Raw genomic sequence first — 15,561 nt, 5'->3', positions numbered from 1 at the left:
TGTGGGCAAAAACAGTTTGCTTCTTTTGAGTATTCTAGATTATATTACTTTGCCCACCCTACTTTAATTGGTGTGATAGCTGATAGTTGATAGTAGGGTGGGCAAAAACAGTTTGCTTCTTTTGAGTATTCTAGATTATATTACTTTGCCCACCCTACTTTAATTGGTGTGATAGCTGATAGCTTACACTTCGTCTAAGGAAGACCGTTAAAAATATGACACTAGACTCGATTATTCCCTATGTTGTGCTGGCAGGGTATTTATTAGTAACCCTTGTGGTAGGTCTAGTTGGTTATCGCCAACAAAAAAACACTCCTGATGATTATTTTTTAGCTGACCGTAACATGGGAGCAATTCTCCTATTTTTTACCCTAATTGCTACCAATTTCAGCGCCTTCGCTTTTCTAGGATTTTCAGGATCAGGGTATCGCATTGGTCTGAGTTATTACGGAATGATGGGGTTTGGAACTGGCTTAATCGCACTAACCTTTTATTTTATCGGTTATCGAGTCTGGCTTTTAGGCAACAAACACGGCTTAATCACGCCTTCTGAATTGATTGAAGCCCGTTTCCGTAGGACAGGTGTATCCCCTGGGATTAGCAATACCCTCAAATTAATTTTTCTGGCGGTTATGGTAATTTTCACCATTCCCTACTTAACCCTGCAACCGATTGGAGCTGGCTATATTATTGAAACGTTAACCAATGGACAAATTCCCTATTTTACAGGGGCTACCTTTTTGACAGTTGTGATCGTGCTATATGTGTTCATGGGGGGGATGAGAAGCGTTGCCCTAACCGATGTTATCCAAGGGGTTTTAATGTTTACCTTAATGTTAGCGGCATTGGCAGCAATTGCTTCTAGTTTAGGAGGGATTGCTGAAGCTAACCGTACTGTCTACACCCTCAAACCAGAATTGTTTTCTCGACAGGGTATAGATAATTTTTTTACACATCGTAAGTGGTTTAGCTTTATGATTCTCTGGATGCTTAGTGTCCCTATGTTTCCCCAGATGTTCATGCGCTTTTATGCTTCAAAAACTAGTAATTCTCTAAAAGTTTCGGTAGTGATGTATCCCCTGGTAAGCGCTACCATGTTTATTTGTCCGGTGCTAATCGGAATGTGGGGACATATTTCCTTTTCTGACCTGACAGGAAAAGCATCTGATCAAGTGTTTCCGATGATGCTAACAGAACATACACCAATCTGGCTAGCCTCCTTAGTGATGGTGGGAGCATTAGCTGCAATGATGTCAACCTTAGACTCCCAGCTTTTGGCCCTCAGTTCCATGCTAACCAGAGATATTTATTTTGCTTATTTCCGTAAAACCGCTTCCCTCAAAGAACAAACCTTTGTTGGTAGAGTACTGATTGTTTTATTGGCAATTATTGGTTTAATTATCGCCAAAAATCCCCCAGGTACGATTACTGCGATCGCAACCCAAGCCTTTACCGGATTAGCAGTACTGTTTCCGACGGTAATTGCAGTATTGTATAGCAAAACTATTCATCCTCTAACCTGCATTGTATCGATTCTTGTGGGTGAAGCCGCAGTGATTGGCTTTCAGTTGGGGATTATTCCCAAAAGTCTTACCTTCGGTTTTCTGCCAGTTGTCCCTATTGTTGCTCTTTCAGCATTAATTATTGTTGTGGGATCAATCAAGCCGATCCGGAGACTTGATTGATATAAGGGAGTCGGGAGTCGGGAGCGGTGCGACCCGTGGCGAATTTAATTCGCCAACGGAAAGCGCACCGAGGGAGTCGGGAGCAGGGAGCAGGGAGTAGGGAGCAGGGAACAAGGAAAAAATCTTGTGTACCTCATTACTATGATAAATGTGGTCAGTGCTGAGTCTTGAGTAGACGTGCTTGAGAACTTGTATTATATTATAATACAAGTATATGACTTAGTTAAAAGCGTCTTGAAAACCTTGTAGGGGGGAAGCATTTGGGCAATCAATGTAGGCTGACACCCTAGTAAGTCTGTCCAAATACCTCCCCCTTCCCACCAGTAAAGAGACTACAAGGGATGCCAAGGGTGAACAACCGTCAACCAACCTTCAACCTTCAACCTTCAACCTTCAACCTTCAACCTTCAACCTTTAAGCTTCAACTTGCCAACCTTCAACCTGCCAACCTTCAACCGTCAACCGTCAACCTTCAACCTTTAACCTTCAACCTTCAACAAACGTCAACTAGCCGGAGGCTAATATGTCCAAAAAACTCGACCAAATTCTTGTTGTGGATGTTGAAGCCACCTGTTGGCAAGGGAAGCCACCCCCAGGACAAGAAAACGAAATCATTGAAATTGGGATTTGTGTATTGGATGTTGTTTCTGGGAAGCCCCTGGAAAAAGATAGTATTTTGGTAAAACCAGAACGCTCAAGGGTCAGTGAATTCTGTACCAAACTGACTACATTAACCCAGGAGCAAGTTGACCAGGGAATTTCTTTTGTTGAAGCTTGTTCAATGCTACAGGATAAGTATTTATCTGCTCGTCGAGTGTGGGCAAGCTATGGAGATTATGATCGAAATCAATTTCAAAAACAGTGTACATCTCGTTTTTTGAGATATCCCTTCGGTCCGAGACATATCAACATCAAAACCTTGTTTGCGATTAGTCAAGCTTTGCCCCATGAAGTTGGTATGGCACAAGCTTTGGATTTACTCAATCTACCGCTGGAAGGTACTCACCACCGGGGAGGAGATGATGCTTGGAATATTGCTCGGATATTCTCAACCTTACTTTTGCAATTAAGAACTAGACCATGATCTCGACTAGACTTTTTCCAGAAGTCGGGAATCGGGAATCGGGAATCGGGAATCGGGAATCGGGAATCGGGAATCGGGAATAGTGAACAGGGAATAGGGAATAGGGATAATAATTGATGAAAACAGTATAAAAAAAAATGTATCGCGGTCTTTAATAATGTTTATCACCACTATTTTAAACTTACAGGGTTTTTCATAGCTATCAGGTACACAGGATTTTTTTACTATTACCTATTACCTATTACCTATTACCTATTACCTATTACCTATTACCTATTACCTATTACCTATTACCTATTACCTGCTCCCTGCTCCCTACTCCCTGCTCCCTAAAACTTAAGAATTTGTACCTCACCCAATTGAAAACTGCTGTATCAATATGAATCCGTCTCGATTAGTAAAAATTAGTAAATATTTGAGTCAGCATCTTCGGCACCAGCCTCAGAGAATTGGAATCACACTCGCTCCTGGTGGCTGGGTTGGTGTTGAGGAACTACTGGCGGCGTCTAAAAAGCATTCCTTTCGGATCAGCCGTGCTGATTTAAATGAAGTAGTTGCCAAAAATGACAAGAAGCGCTTTTCTTTCGACTCCACAGGTACCCGAATTCGTGCCAATCAAGGTCATACGGTTCAAGTCGATTTGCAACTAGAAGTTGTGGTTCCACCAGATGTGCTTTATCACGGTACGGGTCACCGCGCAGTTGAGTCAATTCTGCGCCAGGGTTTGTGTAAAATGTCGCGACACCATGTCCATCTATCGACGGATATGGCAATTGCAAAAAAAGTTGGAGCAAGGCATGGTCGCCCTGTGGTTTTTGCCATTGATGCTGCAGCTATGCACAAAGCTGGTCACAGCTTCTATTGTTCCGATAATGGAATCTGGTTAGTGGATTGGGTCTCACCAGAGTATTTACAGTTTAAAATTAAGTAAAAATGTCATCGACAAGGTGAGAAAAAGCATAAAAGCTGTAGATGATCAACAGGATAGCCATTACCTGCACCATACGGGAATTAGAGGAAGGCATGGTTGTACCCCTTACCCACATGGATACGGCTGCTCCCATGGCAAAGCTAGAACTGAGTACCAGATAGGGCCAGTCACTGGTATATCCCCAGGTGGCTAGTAAAGCCATTGCCAATGAGGTCATCATTAATTCAACGAACTCTGGTGGATTGTACTGGGTTGAAAGCACTAATGTTCGCCACCAAAACTGCCAAAGTCTCATAATTAAAGCAGATAGTTAATGCTCTAGGCTAGCGTTGACTGAAGACTCTGATATTGTAATATAGTTATGCTTATAGTTATGCTGCTGTAAATAGCTTAGAGCTTCTTGAGTTTTAACTTGAGGAAAGTTCAGGTAGAAGCGGCTAACACTTAGAAAGGGTTCCGGTGTTTGTAAGATAACCATGCGATCGCACCACTGTGATAACCAGCGTATTAATCCTCTTGGTGCCACTGGTGTGCAAATCCAAACCTGTGCTGGATTGTGGGCTTTTACTGCTTCGGTTGCTGCTGCTATGGTCATCCCAGTAGCAATGCCATCATCAACCAGCAAGGCTAGGGCACCAGTAGGATTGGTTTTCGGACAACCCGGTTGCAGTTGAGCTAGCTGAGCTTGGGCTTTTTCTTGAGCTTGAGCTAATACTATTTCTCGCCATTGAGGATTTTTGTTTCGCCATCGCCTTTGCCCAGACCACAGTACAACTCCCGACGAAGTCACTGCACCGATTGCTAATTCTGGGTTGCGAGCCGTGGTAATTTTTTTGGCGACTATAATATCTAGGGGACAATCCAGTGCCCGAGCTACTGGTGCTGCTACTGGGATACCCCCCCGAGGTAGTGCGTATACAATAGGCTTTGCATCAATACCTGTAGCGTGCAGCCTGCTCACCAGGGGGATAAGTGCTTGAGCGAGTTGCTCACCGGCATCAGCGCGATCGCTAAACAGCGGGACAGTGTGCATGGCTTCCTCCGGTATGAAGTTGCCTGACTTATATTATAATTACCGATTTTTGTCAAGATTACTGTATCAAAAGAAAGAATTGTAATAATTAGTTGCTCACAATCTCCTGAATCTACTATTAGTAGTAAGGTGCCTTATGCCTGCAAAAATTTCTGTGAGTCCTCATGTCCAACGGAGAACAACTTAGTCTTTTTGACGAGTCAGAGTTAACCCCATCACCGCCCAACAATGTCCAAAGGGAGCTAATCCCCACTGATGCCAAAATCCCTATTCCTGCTGGCACTTACGAAACCATGGAATCATTGACACAACACTGTCAATCTTGCCAACGCTGCGAATTAGGAGCTACCCGCACTCAAGCTGTTATTGGACGTGGCAACCCTAAGGCCCTAATTATGATTATTGGAGAAGGACCGGGTAAACAAGAAGATGAGACCGGTAAGCCCTTTGTAGGCAGAGCAGGGAAACTGTTGGAGAAAATTTTGGCATCTGTGAAAATCGATAGTGAACAAGATGTATATATTTGTAATATGGTCAAGTGCCGACCTCCTGGTAACCGCACCCCTACTCCTGATGAAATTGAGGCGTGCAAACCTTACTTGTTGGAACAAATCCGCCTAGTAGACCCCCAAATTATTCTGTTCACTGGTGCGACAGCGGTAAAAGGCTTAACTGGTAACAAGAAGGGCATTACAAAGATTCGCGGCACCTGGATGGAATGGGAAGGGCATAAGTGGTGTATGCCCATTCTCCATCCTGCTTACCTACTCCGGAATCCGAAACGAGATCCAGGTAGTCCAAAGTGGCTGATGTGGCAAGATATCCAGAAAGTGCGTGCTAAGTTAGACGAGATTCGATCTTAGATGCAATAGATATTAGGGAATAGGGAGTAGGGAGTAGGGAACAGGGAAGAGATAAGAGGGAAGAGATAAGAGGGAGTAGAGATTAGTTAAGTGTTAAGTGTTAAATGCTAATTGTTAATTGACAACTTTCAATGGTAAATTAAAACTTTTTATTCCAATTTTAAATTGACGAACAACCAAGAATGATAAGTAGTCAACCGGATAGGATACAACCTAATTATATAATTTTTAATAGTAATGACGTACAGTCAATTTTATTCCCCCTACTCCCTCGGTGCGCTTGACCCGTAATTAAATTCGCCACGGGTCGCACCGCTCCCTACTCCCTACTCCCTAAAACCTAATAATTTGTAGCTGACCCAATTGAAAACTGCTGTAAAAATGATTATTGATGAAACTTGGTACCAACGACCACCTGGAGTTTCTGACGCTACCTCCGCTGGTGGTATTGTTGCCCGCCGTTGGGAGCAGCAGATATACATTGCTCTTGTTCAAGAAGGCAATAGACTTGAATACGTCTTACCCAAAGGTCATGTAGAACCAGGAGAAACCATTTTAGAGGCGGCAGAGCGCGAAATTGCGGAAGAAGCGGGCTTAAATGACCTGAAATTTATTGCTGAACTGGGAGTTAAGGAACGATTAGACTTTGCCAAACAGTGTTGGAAAAAAACTTACTATTTTCTGTTCATTACTGACCAAATTGACGGCACTCCTACTGATCCAAATCTCAGTTACCAGCTGCGGTGGTTTCCGATAGATGAATTACCAACATTATTCTGGCCAGAACAACAAGAACTGATTCAAACCAATAATAAGCTGATCCAAAAGTCTTTAGGGATTGAATAAGAAATGGGGAATATCAAATTCCCCATCAGTTACTGTTAACTAAAAAGCACAACACTATTGCTAAATCACACCACAAGCCACTCGAGCACCACCCCCTCCCAAGGGTTTGGGAATATCTGAATAATTGTCACCTTGAGCGTGAATGATCAGAGAGTGACCCTTAAGGTCAGCAACCTTTAACCGTGGGGCTACTACTGGAGTCTTAGCAACACCCTGTTTATTAACCACTAGCCTTGGCAAATCACCTAAATGACCATTACCGAATGGTCCTTCATGTTTGCCGGTATTTTCTGGATCATAATGACCACCAGCAGCTAAGCCAGAAACTACTTTACCTTCCTTCTGGCCTGGACCACAGTTGGGCTTTGCATGGACATGGAAGCCATGTTCTCCAGGAGTTAATCCAGACAGATTCGAAGTTAGCTGCAGACCCTTCTCGGTTTGGGTTGCTTTGACAATGCCAATCTCTTCACCAATGCCTTTGGTATCAGTCAAATGCATGGTGACGGTTAGTGGTGTTGACACGGATTGATTGGAACAAGCCGAGATTATAAATATTGCGATCGCAGCTAATAGGCTGATAATTTTCATACTCAACTACACCCCACTTACAGATAGGTCTCCAAGGGTTTGAGAACCTTTTGGATTTCCGTTTCGCTATTCCCTACCGTAACTTTTTTGAGCTTGAGCTGAGTTTTCCATCCTTCTACGGTCAGACAAAGTAGGATGATGATCACTATCGAGCTCAGGGCTCTCAACTGGAGTATACAACAGTGACGCGCTGATTCTAGAGAAAATCAGCTGACAGCGGTCAGCTGACCGCGTAGCTTGCGTGGCACAGGCTTCGACGCTGGGAGGTAGCGCATATGCGCTACCTAAGTATTAATCCCGATCCAGGTTGGATAGTTGAGTGTTCACATGAGCCAGATAGCTAGAATCATGGATGGTTTCTGGGGATAATCTTCCTCTTGCAATAGCACTGGCTACGAGGTCTTTGGCGGTAATTCTCTTGCTTTTTATAGCGCTGATGAAAGCAGCATTACTGGGAATACCTTGGTCAGCAAAGTAGCCTTGATAACCGAGATAGACCAGGTTAAACGGTTGAACTTCGACAATATTGTTACGGCTGGTGGTGGAGTTGGCAGCGATTTCCGATGCTAAGACGGGAGTGGTAGCGGTGGCAATCAACAAAGTGCCTAAACTGCCAAGTACGAGACGTTTCATTTTTGTTCCTCCTAGGGTTGATTCGCTTAATTGGTTAACTGCTTATCTTTAATTACTAGAATGTAGGTCTTAACTTATGTAAGCATTCAGCTATCAGTTAATGTTTACATAAGTATTAATCCCGATCCAGGTTGGATAGTTGAGTGTTTACATGAGCCAGATAGCTAGAATCATTGATAGTTTCTGGGGATAATCTTCCTCTTTCAATAGCACTGGCTACGAGGTCTTTGGCGGTAATTCTCTTGGTTTTTACAGCGCTGATGAAAGCAGCATTACTGGGAATACCTTGGTCAGCAAAGTAGCCTTGATAACCGAGATAGACCAGGTTAAACGGTTGAACTTCGACAATATTGTTACGGCTGGTGGTGGAGTTGGCAGCGATTTCCGATGCTAAGACGGGAGTGGTAGCGGTGGCAATCAACAAAGTGCCTAAACTGCCAAGTACGAGACGTTTCATGTTTGTTCCTCCTAAGGTTGATTCGCTTAATTGGTTAACTGCTTATCTTTAATTACTAGAATGCAGGTCTTAACTGAGGAGGAAGTGACCGTTAACTGAGAATTTGATAAGGTGTTGCTAAGGAAACTGAATTAACCCTGGTTGACTGACAAAACTAATCAACCACGTACTGGTACGAAAGTATTTTGAATTCCAGTCGATACCGTCGTTTATCATGTTGTTTTCGTGAGGCCATCACCGGGTCAGGATCATGAGCAACTCAGGTGCGACCCGTGGCGAATTTAATTCTTAATGGTAAGAGCGCACCTATGTGAAACGAACCCGACGAATCAGTCTCCAGGCATTTTCCCTCGGAGGCTTTGACATCATGTTTATCACTACCCTCGCCTTGACCTACTGGTTTGCCGTAATATCATGTCAGGATAATTACCCTTAATAAAAATTTCCCCCATCTCCCCACACTTCCCACCCTCCCCACACTTCCCACCCTCCCCACCCTCCCCACCCTCCCCACCCTCCCTCATAAGGGTAGGTTTTTTACAAAGACCTCAGGTGTGGGGTGACCGGGTGTGGGGTGACCGGGTGTGGGGGATAAGAAAATGTACTTAATTTGTCGTTAAAAATCATCAAGACAGTGAGATGCACCCACAGGGAATCGGAAAAAAAACCTGTGTACATCATAACTATGATAAACCCTATCAAACACTACTAAATATAGCATTTAAAAATAGATAATCAACCCCAATGTTGATGATTTAGCATAACACAAAAAAATACTGGTATATATTTTATGCTGCTCTTAATTTACCTAACATAATTTTATTTTTCATGAAAAATAAAATTATAGTATAGCAGTCGCCAGAGCAGTTAGGACATGACAAAAGTCTCACACCCTTTGTAAGCGCAAGAGTTTGACTTCTGACTTCTGACTTCTGACTTCTGACTTCTGACTTCTGCTATATTTATAGGTATAATAAATAAATTAGGATAATTTTTAAGGCTATATTACCTACTCCCTATTACCTATTACCTATTACCTGTTACCTTTTTAGATCAATCCTAGTTTCACATATCATGTGAAAACGCTATAGTTTTAAAATTGCTGTCAGTGTGGGATTATAAGATAAGAGCCGAAAGAAATGAATGTTATCTTGCCCCTGAGGCATAATCGATGAGTGCAGAAATTATTTGTGTAGGTACCGAACTACTGCTGGGGGATATTCTCAACAGCAATTCTCAGTTTTTAGCCCAGGAGCTAGCCGCATTGGGGATTCCTCACTACTATCAGACAGTAGTGGGAGATAATATCGGGCGTTTACAGCAAGTATTGGCAATTGCTAGTGAGCGCTCCACTATCCTAATATTTACTGGTGGTCTTGGTCCGACGCCCGATGACTTGACCACGGAAGCGATCGCTAAATTTTTTGGGGCTCCTCTGATTGAAGAACCAGATGTTATAGAGGACATCACTCAGAAGTTTGCCCGGCGGGGACGTCAATTAACTACCAATAACCGCAAGCAAGCCCTAATCCCGGAAGGGGCACAAGTATTACCCAACTTGAATGGAACAGCTCCTGGTATCATCTGGAAACCCCGTGCTGATTTAAGCATTCTCACGTTTCCTGGTGTTCCTAGGGAAATGCATCAGATGTGGCGAGACACGGCTGTTCCCTATCTCAAAAGCCAAGGCTGGGGTAAAGAAATCGTTTATAGCCGGATGTTGCGGTTTTGGGGAATTGGAGAATCGGCTTTGGCTGAGAAAGTTGCTCCCTTTTTTGACCTTACCAACCCCACCGTTGCTCCCTATGCTAGTAAGGGACAAGTTAGGTTAAGAGTTTCTGCCCGTGCGGCTTCAGAAAGTGAAGCGCAACAGCTAATTGAACCAGTAGCCCAAAAATTACAGGAGATTGGGGGAATTAACTATTTCGGTACTGACACCGATACCCTAGCCTCTGTAGTGGGTGAGCTATTAACGGCTGCCTCAGAAACTTTGAGCGTAGCAGAATCCTGTACTGGCGGCGGTATTGGCAGTATGATAACCAGTGTCCCGGGGAGTTCTAATTATTTTCTCGGAGGTATCATTGCTTATGATAACGCTGTGAAAACTGGTGTACTGGGAGTGAATTCCTCAGATTTGAAGGCGATGGGGGCGGTAAGTAAGGTTGTAGCAGAGCAAATGGCAACAGGAGTGCGATCGCTTCTTTCTTCAACCTGGTCACTTAGTATTACAGGCATAGCTGGACCTGGAGGCAATACCGATACCAAGCCTGTGGGTCTAGTTTACATTGGTCTAGCCGGACCAGATGGCATTTTAGAATGCTACAAGTACACCTTGGGTCAACATCGGAGTCGGTCTGACCTACGTCACATCAGCGCCTGCTATGCCCTTGATCGCCTACGGTGCAAATTGCTGAGTCGGTGAACTTGTTAGTTAGCGTTATTTAGCAGGCAGTAGTGCACCCCATCACCCTGTTCAATCTAAATTTCAAGCTAAATCCCTGCACCTGGGGGCCAAGTGGTGAAAATAAACACCACCACAGTAGCGATCGCAAGCATTGCCTGAATCAAATTTCCTACCAATGAACCGACTACAATCCCCAAGCCAGCTTTAAAGGATTGCTTAATTCTATCCTGTAACTTTAACTTCCGTTGATAGAGAAACTCACCTACAAACGCCCCTAACAACGGTCCAAGCAAAATCCCTAGTAACGGTCCGCCGAAGGGCAAGGCGGGTAAAAGACCAAACACCCCCATGAACAAGCCGATTATGGAACCAATTTGTCCCCAATTACTAGCACCAGCTTTTTTGGCTCCCCAGTAAGCGGCTAAAAAATCGACCCCCATACCCAGTAGCAACACAAAGATAGCTACGCCCAATGCCCAGGTGACGCTACTAAAGCCCTCAGCAATACCCCAAATTATGGTGGCAGCTAAAATCAACATGGCACCGGGAATGCCAGGAACAACCGAACCAATAATGCCTACTAGCATCAGCAGAATCAGGAACCAGTACAAAATGATTAACCACATTATTTAAATTCGAAGCGGTACCCACATCTTATAAATGACCAGAGAGAGTATTGGCGACTTTATCAGCAATCCCCTCAATCCACTTTTCATCTTGTTTAGTGTAACTTCGGGGAGCATTGGCTGCCAAAATTAGCGCTCCTTGGTTGCCAATCGGTTGACATATGACACCTTGTGTGTTATCAGGCAAGTAGTCAAATTCAAGTCGCCCTGGATAGAGCTTCAGGTTAACCAGATACACGGCTTTTTGAGTTTCTAGAACCCGCTTGAGAATGGCTCCAGGCTCGACTTGGGGATTTTTGCCCAAGATCCCCCGCCGGAGCAGGACTTTGCCTTGGTATACCACCACAAGCGATCGCGTTACTGTATTAGTCAGTAATAGATGGGATGCCCAGGCTAATTCAGTTTTGACCTGATCTGGCAGCTCTGGAGCGAGGTCGAAACCCTCTTCGCCAATCAGTTTAACGGCATCAGGAGGTTTGGGCTGTACCTGCTGCCACAGTAAACCTGTCAAAATCAATACAGCACAAACAATTACCCCTACAGCATCAGAACGAGCTTGAGAATTGGTGAGCTGGGAGGTTAATAAACGATTGATCAGCAACAGACCCCCTGCCAATCCTCCAACCGCAAATGGCAGCAGCCGCAGTACATCATTTTGGTCGGGTTTAGCCATCACTCACCTGTTGGTTATTAGTTCAGGACTTACGCAGCTGAAACGAAACATCAAGGTGTTATTATTTGTCATCTGGTTCAATGATCCGTTGGAACAAATAACCTGTACCTCGTGCGGTGAGAATTAGCTCAGGATTACTAGGATCATCCTCTAACTTGGCTCGTAACCGGGAGATGTGGACATCTACTACACGGGTATCCACATGGCGTTCAGGGGTATAGCCCCACACTTCCTGCAAAATTTCAGAACGGGAGAATGGTTCTCCGGAACGTCTGACTAATAACTCTAGAAGACTGAACTCCATCCCAGTCAGGCGAATCCGCTCATCCCCTTTGTAGACTTGTCGCTTATTGGTGTCGATTTTGATACTCCCGACATGAATCACCCCAGAACTAGGAATACCAGCAGCCCCCACTTTATCAAACCTGCGCAGTACGGAACGAATACGGGCTTCCAATTCTTTTGGAGAAAAGGGCTTGACCACATAGTCATCTGCTCCTAACTCTAGACCGGTAATCCGGTCAGCTACATCCCCTAAAGCAGTTAGCATAATAATGGGAATGTCTGATTCCTTGCGTAATTCTTGACAGACACCATAGCCGTCTAGCTTTGGCATCATCACATCTAACACCACTAGGTCAGGCTCTGTATCACGAAATGTGTTTAGGGCTTCTTCTCCATCAGCGGCTGTGACTACTTCGTAGCCAATCATGGATAACCTAGTTTCTAATATTCGACGGATACTGGCCTCGTCATCAACAACAAGAATTTTTTCTTTATGAGTTTCCAATGGACGTTATACTCCTGAAATGGTGAAGTAAGATTAATGATTTATTAATTTATCAGTAGTTTATCTCTAAAATGTAACCCTTTACAAAGTTGGTTTTATCGTTGAGAATTATATTTTCCTTGCTGGTGAAGTCTTCCTTGACTTTCATTAATGTTAATTTAATTATTGAGTTTTTTTAAGAGTTTTTAAGACTTTTCAAGTAGGATGCCGAAGCCTAAAACGCTCTATGTGTGTAATGCCTGTGGTGCTGAGTCCTCCCAATGGTTCGGCAAATGTCCTGCCTGTGGTACTTACAATTCCTTGGATGAGGTAGCTCCCCCAACTCCGGTCAAAATCAGTCGCGGGGGTTGGCAATCCAATACTTATTCGGATAACCACGAGCCTAACACTGGACCGGCTCAACCCAGATCATCCCTTACCTTCTCAGAAATTGTTGATACTGTCGAGATCCGCTTCCCCTCAGGCTATGGGGAACTCGACCGAGTGCTCGGAGGTGGCGTTGTGCCTGGGTCTTTAGTATTAATTGGTGGCGATCCAGGCATTGGCAAATCAACCTTAATGCTCCAAGTTGCCAATCAACTTGCCAAGTTACATCGCATTCTATACGTTTGTGCAGAAGAATCAGGACAGCAGGTAAAACTGCGAGCATCTCGCCTGGGTGTGGTATCAGCAGAAACCTCTGATCTCGAATCTAATAACAGTAGGGTCAAAAACGACCCTAAGTCTTCTAAGTCTAAGTCTTCTAAGTCTAAGTCTTCTAAGTCTAAGTCTTCTAAAACCCCTATAGCCGCTCAAGAGTCTGACTCTCAAGAGTCTGACTCTAAAGACGCTGAGCTGTATATTCTACCAGAAACTGATTTAGAGGAAATTCTGCGAGAGTTGGAGTCCCTCAAACCTCAGGTAGCAGTGATTGACAGTATTCAGACTCTTTATTTTCCGGCCTTGACCTCTGCTCCTGGTTCTGTTGCTCAAGTGCGGGAATGTACCTCTGCCCTGATGCAGGTAGCAAAGCGGTCAAACATTACTCTGTTAATTGTGGGTCATGTGACCAAAGAAGGCGCGATCGCAGGACCAAGGGTACTGGAACACTTAGTCGATACTGTATTGTACTTTGAAGGCGATCGCTTTGCTTCCCACCGGCTACTGCGTTCTGTTAAAAACCGCTTTGGGGCTACTCATGAAATCGGTATTTTTGAAATGGTCAGCAACGGTTTGCAGGAAGTCTTGAATCCTTCTGATCTGTTTTTGGGTAACCGAGATGAAATGAGTCCTGGTACTGCTACTGTAGTGGCTTGTGAAGGTACTCGTCCGATTCTGGTAGAGTTGCAAGCCCTAGTAAGTCCTGCTAGTTATGGGGCACCCCGCCGCTCAACCACTGGAGTTGATTACAACCGCTTACAACAAATCCTGGCAGTGTTGGAAAAGCGAGTTGGGATTCCCCTATCCAAATTAGATGCTTATGTAGCAACAGCAGGAGGGCTAGGAGTAGAAGAACCAGCAGCTGATTTAGGAATGGCTATTGCGGTAGTAGCTAGTTTTCGCGATCGCGTTGTCGATCCTCGCACGGTTATGATTGGTGAAATCAGCTTAGGGGGGCAAGTGCGACTAGTCTCTCAGATGGAACTCCGACTCAAAGAAGCTGCCAAGTTAGGGTTCAAGCGAGCCATTGTACCCAAAGGTCAAACCTTACCTGATCTCGGTATTGAAATTATTCAAGTATCGAGAGTACTAGATGCCATTATTGCTGCCTTGCCTGGGGGATTACGCCAGGACTTCCCTGAAGATATCGAGGATCAGATCTAAGATCTAAGATCAAGTTCGGTTGAATACCCATCATAACCAGGAGGGTGGGGAGATGGGGAGATGGGGAGATGGGGAGATGGGGAGATTTTTATTAAGGGTAATTATCGGTATATCATATCCTATCTCTTTGATAATGTTCCCGATTCCCGATTCCCAATTCCCGATTCCCGATTCCCGATTCCCGATTCCCGATTCCCGATTCTAAATTCTAAATTCTAAATTCTAAATTCTAACTTCCCGATTCAATCTGCGGCCATAAACTCCAAATAACTACTACTCAACTCCTTGACTGCCAACTCATAAAACTGCTTACCATGTTGCGGTGTTGCTAAGGCTGGATTAGACCCCATACGACCATCGGGATAACGGCGACGAAAATCTGCGGCTCCATAAATTGGGTGTCCAGACGCAACGGTTTCTGACAGGGGTGCTCGTTTAATGGCTTCGGGATAGAGATATTGGGTAAGTGCTACCTCAGAAGGAGTAGCATGGGAACCTTCTTGATTCCCATACAACTCCTTAGCTAATTTATAGACAGAACGGCACATAAACCAATTAGCTACCCGACACTGAACCCTTTCCCCATTAGGAATCTGTAAATCGCTCAAGTGGGCGTAACTTTCAGAAAACGCTGCCTTAAGGGTAGCGATATTACCCCCATGACCATTGATAAAGAAAAACTTGGTGAACCCAGCTCTAGTCAAGCAAGTCAGATAATCTTTGATCACCTGAATTAATGTACTCGGTTTCAAACTGATGCTACCGGGAAAAGCCGTGTGGTGTAGCGCCATCCCGACATTAATGGTGGGAGCAACTAGGGCATTGGTTGCTTCAGACACACCTTTTGCGATCGCTTCTGCACATATTGCGTCGGTGCCAATCAACCCCGTTGGTCCATGTTGTTCCGTTGAACCAATGGGCAGAATAATCCCTGGTGATTGCTTTAGGTAAGCTTCAATTTCTTTCCAAGTACTCAAGTGTAGCAGCATGGTTCATTTTAGAGGGTTAGTTGTTGTGGGATACTCTTAAACCGTGATTAATCGGGGTAAACCCGGTACCACGGGTCAAGGTGCAATTTATTGTTGCTTGAGTGAGGGGTGGTCAAACAGCAATTGGAGTCAAGCCTACCACCCATCTTGTCT

The 15,561-nt window shown here is 44.4% G+C and carries 20 protein-coding genes; 9 read left to right on the top strand and 11 right to left on the bottom strand.

Going from position 1 to position 15,561, the window contains the following annotated elements:
- Nucleotides 1-215 precede the first annotated feature (215 nt).
- The 3 genes from F6K37_RS15745 to F6K37_RS15735 all read left to right on the top strand — a co-directional run bounded on the left by F6K37_RS15745 (nucleotide 216) and on the right by F6K37_RS15735 (nucleotide 2,769).
- Nucleotides 216-1,685, top strand: a complete 1,470-nt coding sequence (locus F6K37_RS15745; RefSeq protein ID WP_287251102.1) for a sodium/pantothenate symporter — start codon at nucleotides 216-218, stop codon at nucleotides 1,683-1,685.
- Nucleotides 1,686-1,720: 35 nt separating this feature from the next.
- Nucleotides 1,721-1,849, top strand: coding sequence for a hypothetical protein (locus tag F6K37_RS15740; RefSeq protein ID WP_267872020.1), 129 nt, complete (start codon nucleotides 1,721-1,723; stop codon nucleotides 1,847-1,849).
- 359 nt (nucleotides 1,850-2,208) lie between these two features.
- On the top strand, nucleotides 2,209-2,769 hold the full coding sequence (locus F6K37_RS15735) for a 3'-5' exonuclease (protein WP_287251101.1): 561 nt from the start codon (nucleotides 2,209-2,211) through the stop codon (nucleotides 2,767-2,769).
- 6 nt (nucleotides 2,770-2,775) lie between these two features.
- Here the strand turns inward: F6K37_RS15735 and F6K37_RS15730 are convergent, their stop codons facing one another.
- Nucleotides 2,776-2,937: a hypothetical protein gene (locus tag F6K37_RS15730; protein WP_287251100.1), complete on the bottom strand. Its 162-nt coding sequence runs from the start codon at nucleotides 2,935-2,937 to the stop codon at nucleotides 2,776-2,778.
- 211 nt (nucleotides 2,938-3,148) lie between these two features.
- Here F6K37_RS15730 and F6K37_RS15725 point away from each other — a divergent pair, with 211 nt between their 5' ends.
- The gene (locus tag F6K37_RS15725; protein WP_287251099.1) at nucleotides 3,149-3,700 is read left to right on the top strand and encodes an RNA 2'-phosphotransferase; all 552 of its coding nucleotides are present in this window, start codon (nucleotides 3,149-3,151) and stop codon (nucleotides 3,698-3,700) included.
- Here F6K37_RS15725 and F6K37_RS15720 read toward each other — a convergent pair.
- Both F6K37_RS15720 and F6K37_RS15715 read right to left on the bottom strand, forming a co-directional pair.
- Nucleotides 3,693-3,995: a hypothetical protein gene (locus F6K37_RS15720; protein ID WP_287251098.1), complete on the bottom strand. Its 303-nt coding sequence runs from the start codon at nucleotides 3,993-3,995 to the stop codon at nucleotides 3,693-3,695. The two genes, F6K37_RS15725 and F6K37_RS15720, sit on opposite strands and share 8 nt — an antisense overlap.
- Nucleotides 3,996-4,010: 15 nt before the next feature.
- A complete protein-coding gene (locus F6K37_RS15715) occupies nucleotides 4,011-4,733 on the bottom strand; it encodes a phosphoribosyltransferase (protein WP_287251096.1) in 723 nt (240 codons plus the stop codon).
- A gap of 164 nt (nucleotides 4,734-4,897) precedes the next feature.
- Between F6K37_RS15715 and F6K37_RS15710 the strand changes: the two genes are divergently transcribed.
- Together F6K37_RS15710 and F6K37_RS15705 are read left to right on the top strand one after the other, a co-directional pair.
- Nucleotides 4,898-5,596, top strand: coding sequence for a uracil-DNA glycosylase (locus tag F6K37_RS15710; protein WP_287251095.1), 699 nt, complete (start codon nucleotides 4,898-4,900; stop codon nucleotides 5,594-5,596).
- 363 nt (nucleotides 5,597-5,959) lie between these two features.
- Entirely contained in the window at nucleotides 5,960-6,442 is a 483-nt protein-coding gene (locus F6K37_RS15705) for an NUDIX domain-containing protein (RefSeq protein WP_287251093.1), read from the top strand.
- A gap of 60 nt (nucleotides 6,443-6,502) precedes the next feature.
- Here F6K37_RS15705 and sodC read toward each other — a convergent pair whose 3' ends face one another.
- From sodC to F6K37_RS15685, 4 genes are all read right to left on the bottom strand, one after another.
- On the bottom strand, nucleotides 6,503-7,033 hold the full coding sequence (gene sodC, locus F6K37_RS15700; protein ID WP_287251092.1) for a superoxide dismutase [Cu-Zn] SodC: 531 nt from the start codon (nucleotides 7,031-7,033) through the stop codon (nucleotides 6,503-6,505).
- A gap of 17 nt (nucleotides 7,034-7,050) precedes the next feature.
- A complete protein-coding gene (locus F6K37_RS15695) occupies nucleotides 7,051-7,179 on the bottom strand; it encodes a hypothetical protein (protein WP_287251090.1) in 129 nt (42 codons plus the stop codon).
- 145 nt (nucleotides 7,180-7,324) lie between these two features.
- A complete protein-coding gene (locus tag F6K37_RS15690; protein WP_008186364.1) occupies nucleotides 7,325-7,666 on the bottom strand; it encodes a hypothetical protein in 342 nt (113 codons plus the stop codon).
- A gap of 115 nt (nucleotides 7,667-7,781) precedes the next feature.
- Nucleotides 7,782-8,123: a hypothetical protein gene (locus tag F6K37_RS15685; protein WP_008186367.1), complete on the bottom strand. Its 342-nt coding sequence runs from the start codon at nucleotides 8,121-8,123 to the stop codon at nucleotides 7,782-7,784.
- 1,171 nt (nucleotides 8,124-9,294) lie between these two features.
- Between F6K37_RS15685 and F6K37_RS15680 the strand changes: the two genes are divergently transcribed.
- Nucleotides 9,295-10,545 (top strand): competence/damage-inducible protein A, encoded by a 1,251-nt coding sequence (locus F6K37_RS15680; RefSeq protein WP_287251088.1) that lies wholly within the window; start codon nucleotides 9,295-9,297, stop codon nucleotides 10,543-10,545.
- Between the two features lie 68 nt (nucleotides 10,546-10,613).
- On the opposite strand, the gene F6K37_RS15675 is transcribed toward F6K37_RS15680, so the two are convergent.
- The 3 genes from F6K37_RS15675 to rpaB form a co-directional block, all read right to left on the bottom strand.
- Nucleotides 10,614-11,153 (bottom strand): DUF456 domain-containing protein, encoded by a 540-nt coding sequence (locus tag F6K37_RS15675; protein WP_008186373.1) that lies wholly within the window; start codon nucleotides 11,151-11,153, stop codon nucleotides 10,614-10,616.
- A gap of 28 nt (nucleotides 11,154-11,181) precedes the next feature.
- Complete coding sequence (locus F6K37_RS15670) at nucleotides 11,182-11,826, bottom strand: cofactor assembly of complex C subunit B (protein WP_008186376.1); 645 nt, start codon at nucleotides 11,824-11,826, stop codon at nucleotides 11,182-11,184.
- 61 nt (nucleotides 11,827-11,887) lie between these two features.
- Complete coding sequence (rpaB, locus tag F6K37_RS15665; protein ID WP_008186378.1) at nucleotides 11,888-12,616, bottom strand: response regulator transcription factor RpaB; 729 nt, start codon at nucleotides 12,614-12,616, stop codon at nucleotides 11,888-11,890.
- A 204-nt stretch (nucleotides 12,617-12,820) separates the two neighbouring features.
- Between rpaB and radA the strand changes: the two genes are divergently transcribed.
- Both radA and F6K37_RS15655 read left to right on the top strand, forming a co-directional pair.
- The gene (gene radA, locus F6K37_RS15660) at nucleotides 12,821-14,419 is read left to right on the top strand and encodes a DNA repair protein RadA (protein ID WP_008186382.1); all 1,599 of its coding nucleotides are present in this window, start codon (nucleotides 12,821-12,823) and stop codon (nucleotides 14,417-14,419) included.
- Between the two features lie 60 nt (nucleotides 14,420-14,479).
- A complete protein-coding gene (locus tag F6K37_RS15655; protein WP_287251086.1) occupies nucleotides 14,480-14,638 on the top strand; it encodes a hypothetical protein in 159 nt (52 codons plus the stop codon).
- A gap of 23 nt (nucleotides 14,639-14,661) precedes the next feature.
- On the opposite strand, the gene F6K37_RS15650 is transcribed toward F6K37_RS15655, so the two are convergent.
- Nucleotides 14,662-15,408 carry a creatininase family protein gene (locus tag F6K37_RS15650; RefSeq protein ID WP_008186384.1) on the bottom strand — a complete coding sequence of 249 codons (747 nt, stop codon included), beginning with the start codon at nucleotides 15,406-15,408 and terminating at the stop codon, nucleotides 14,662-14,664.
- Nucleotides 15,409-15,561: the final 153 nt, after the last annotated feature.

The organism is Moorena sp. SIO4E2, from assembly GCF_010671945.1.
Taxonomy (GTDB): Bacteria; Cyanobacteriota; Cyanobacteriia; order Cyanobacteriales; family Coleofasciculaceae; genus Moorena; species Moorena producens.
This window is presented reverse-complemented; position numbering and strand designations above follow the sequence as displayed.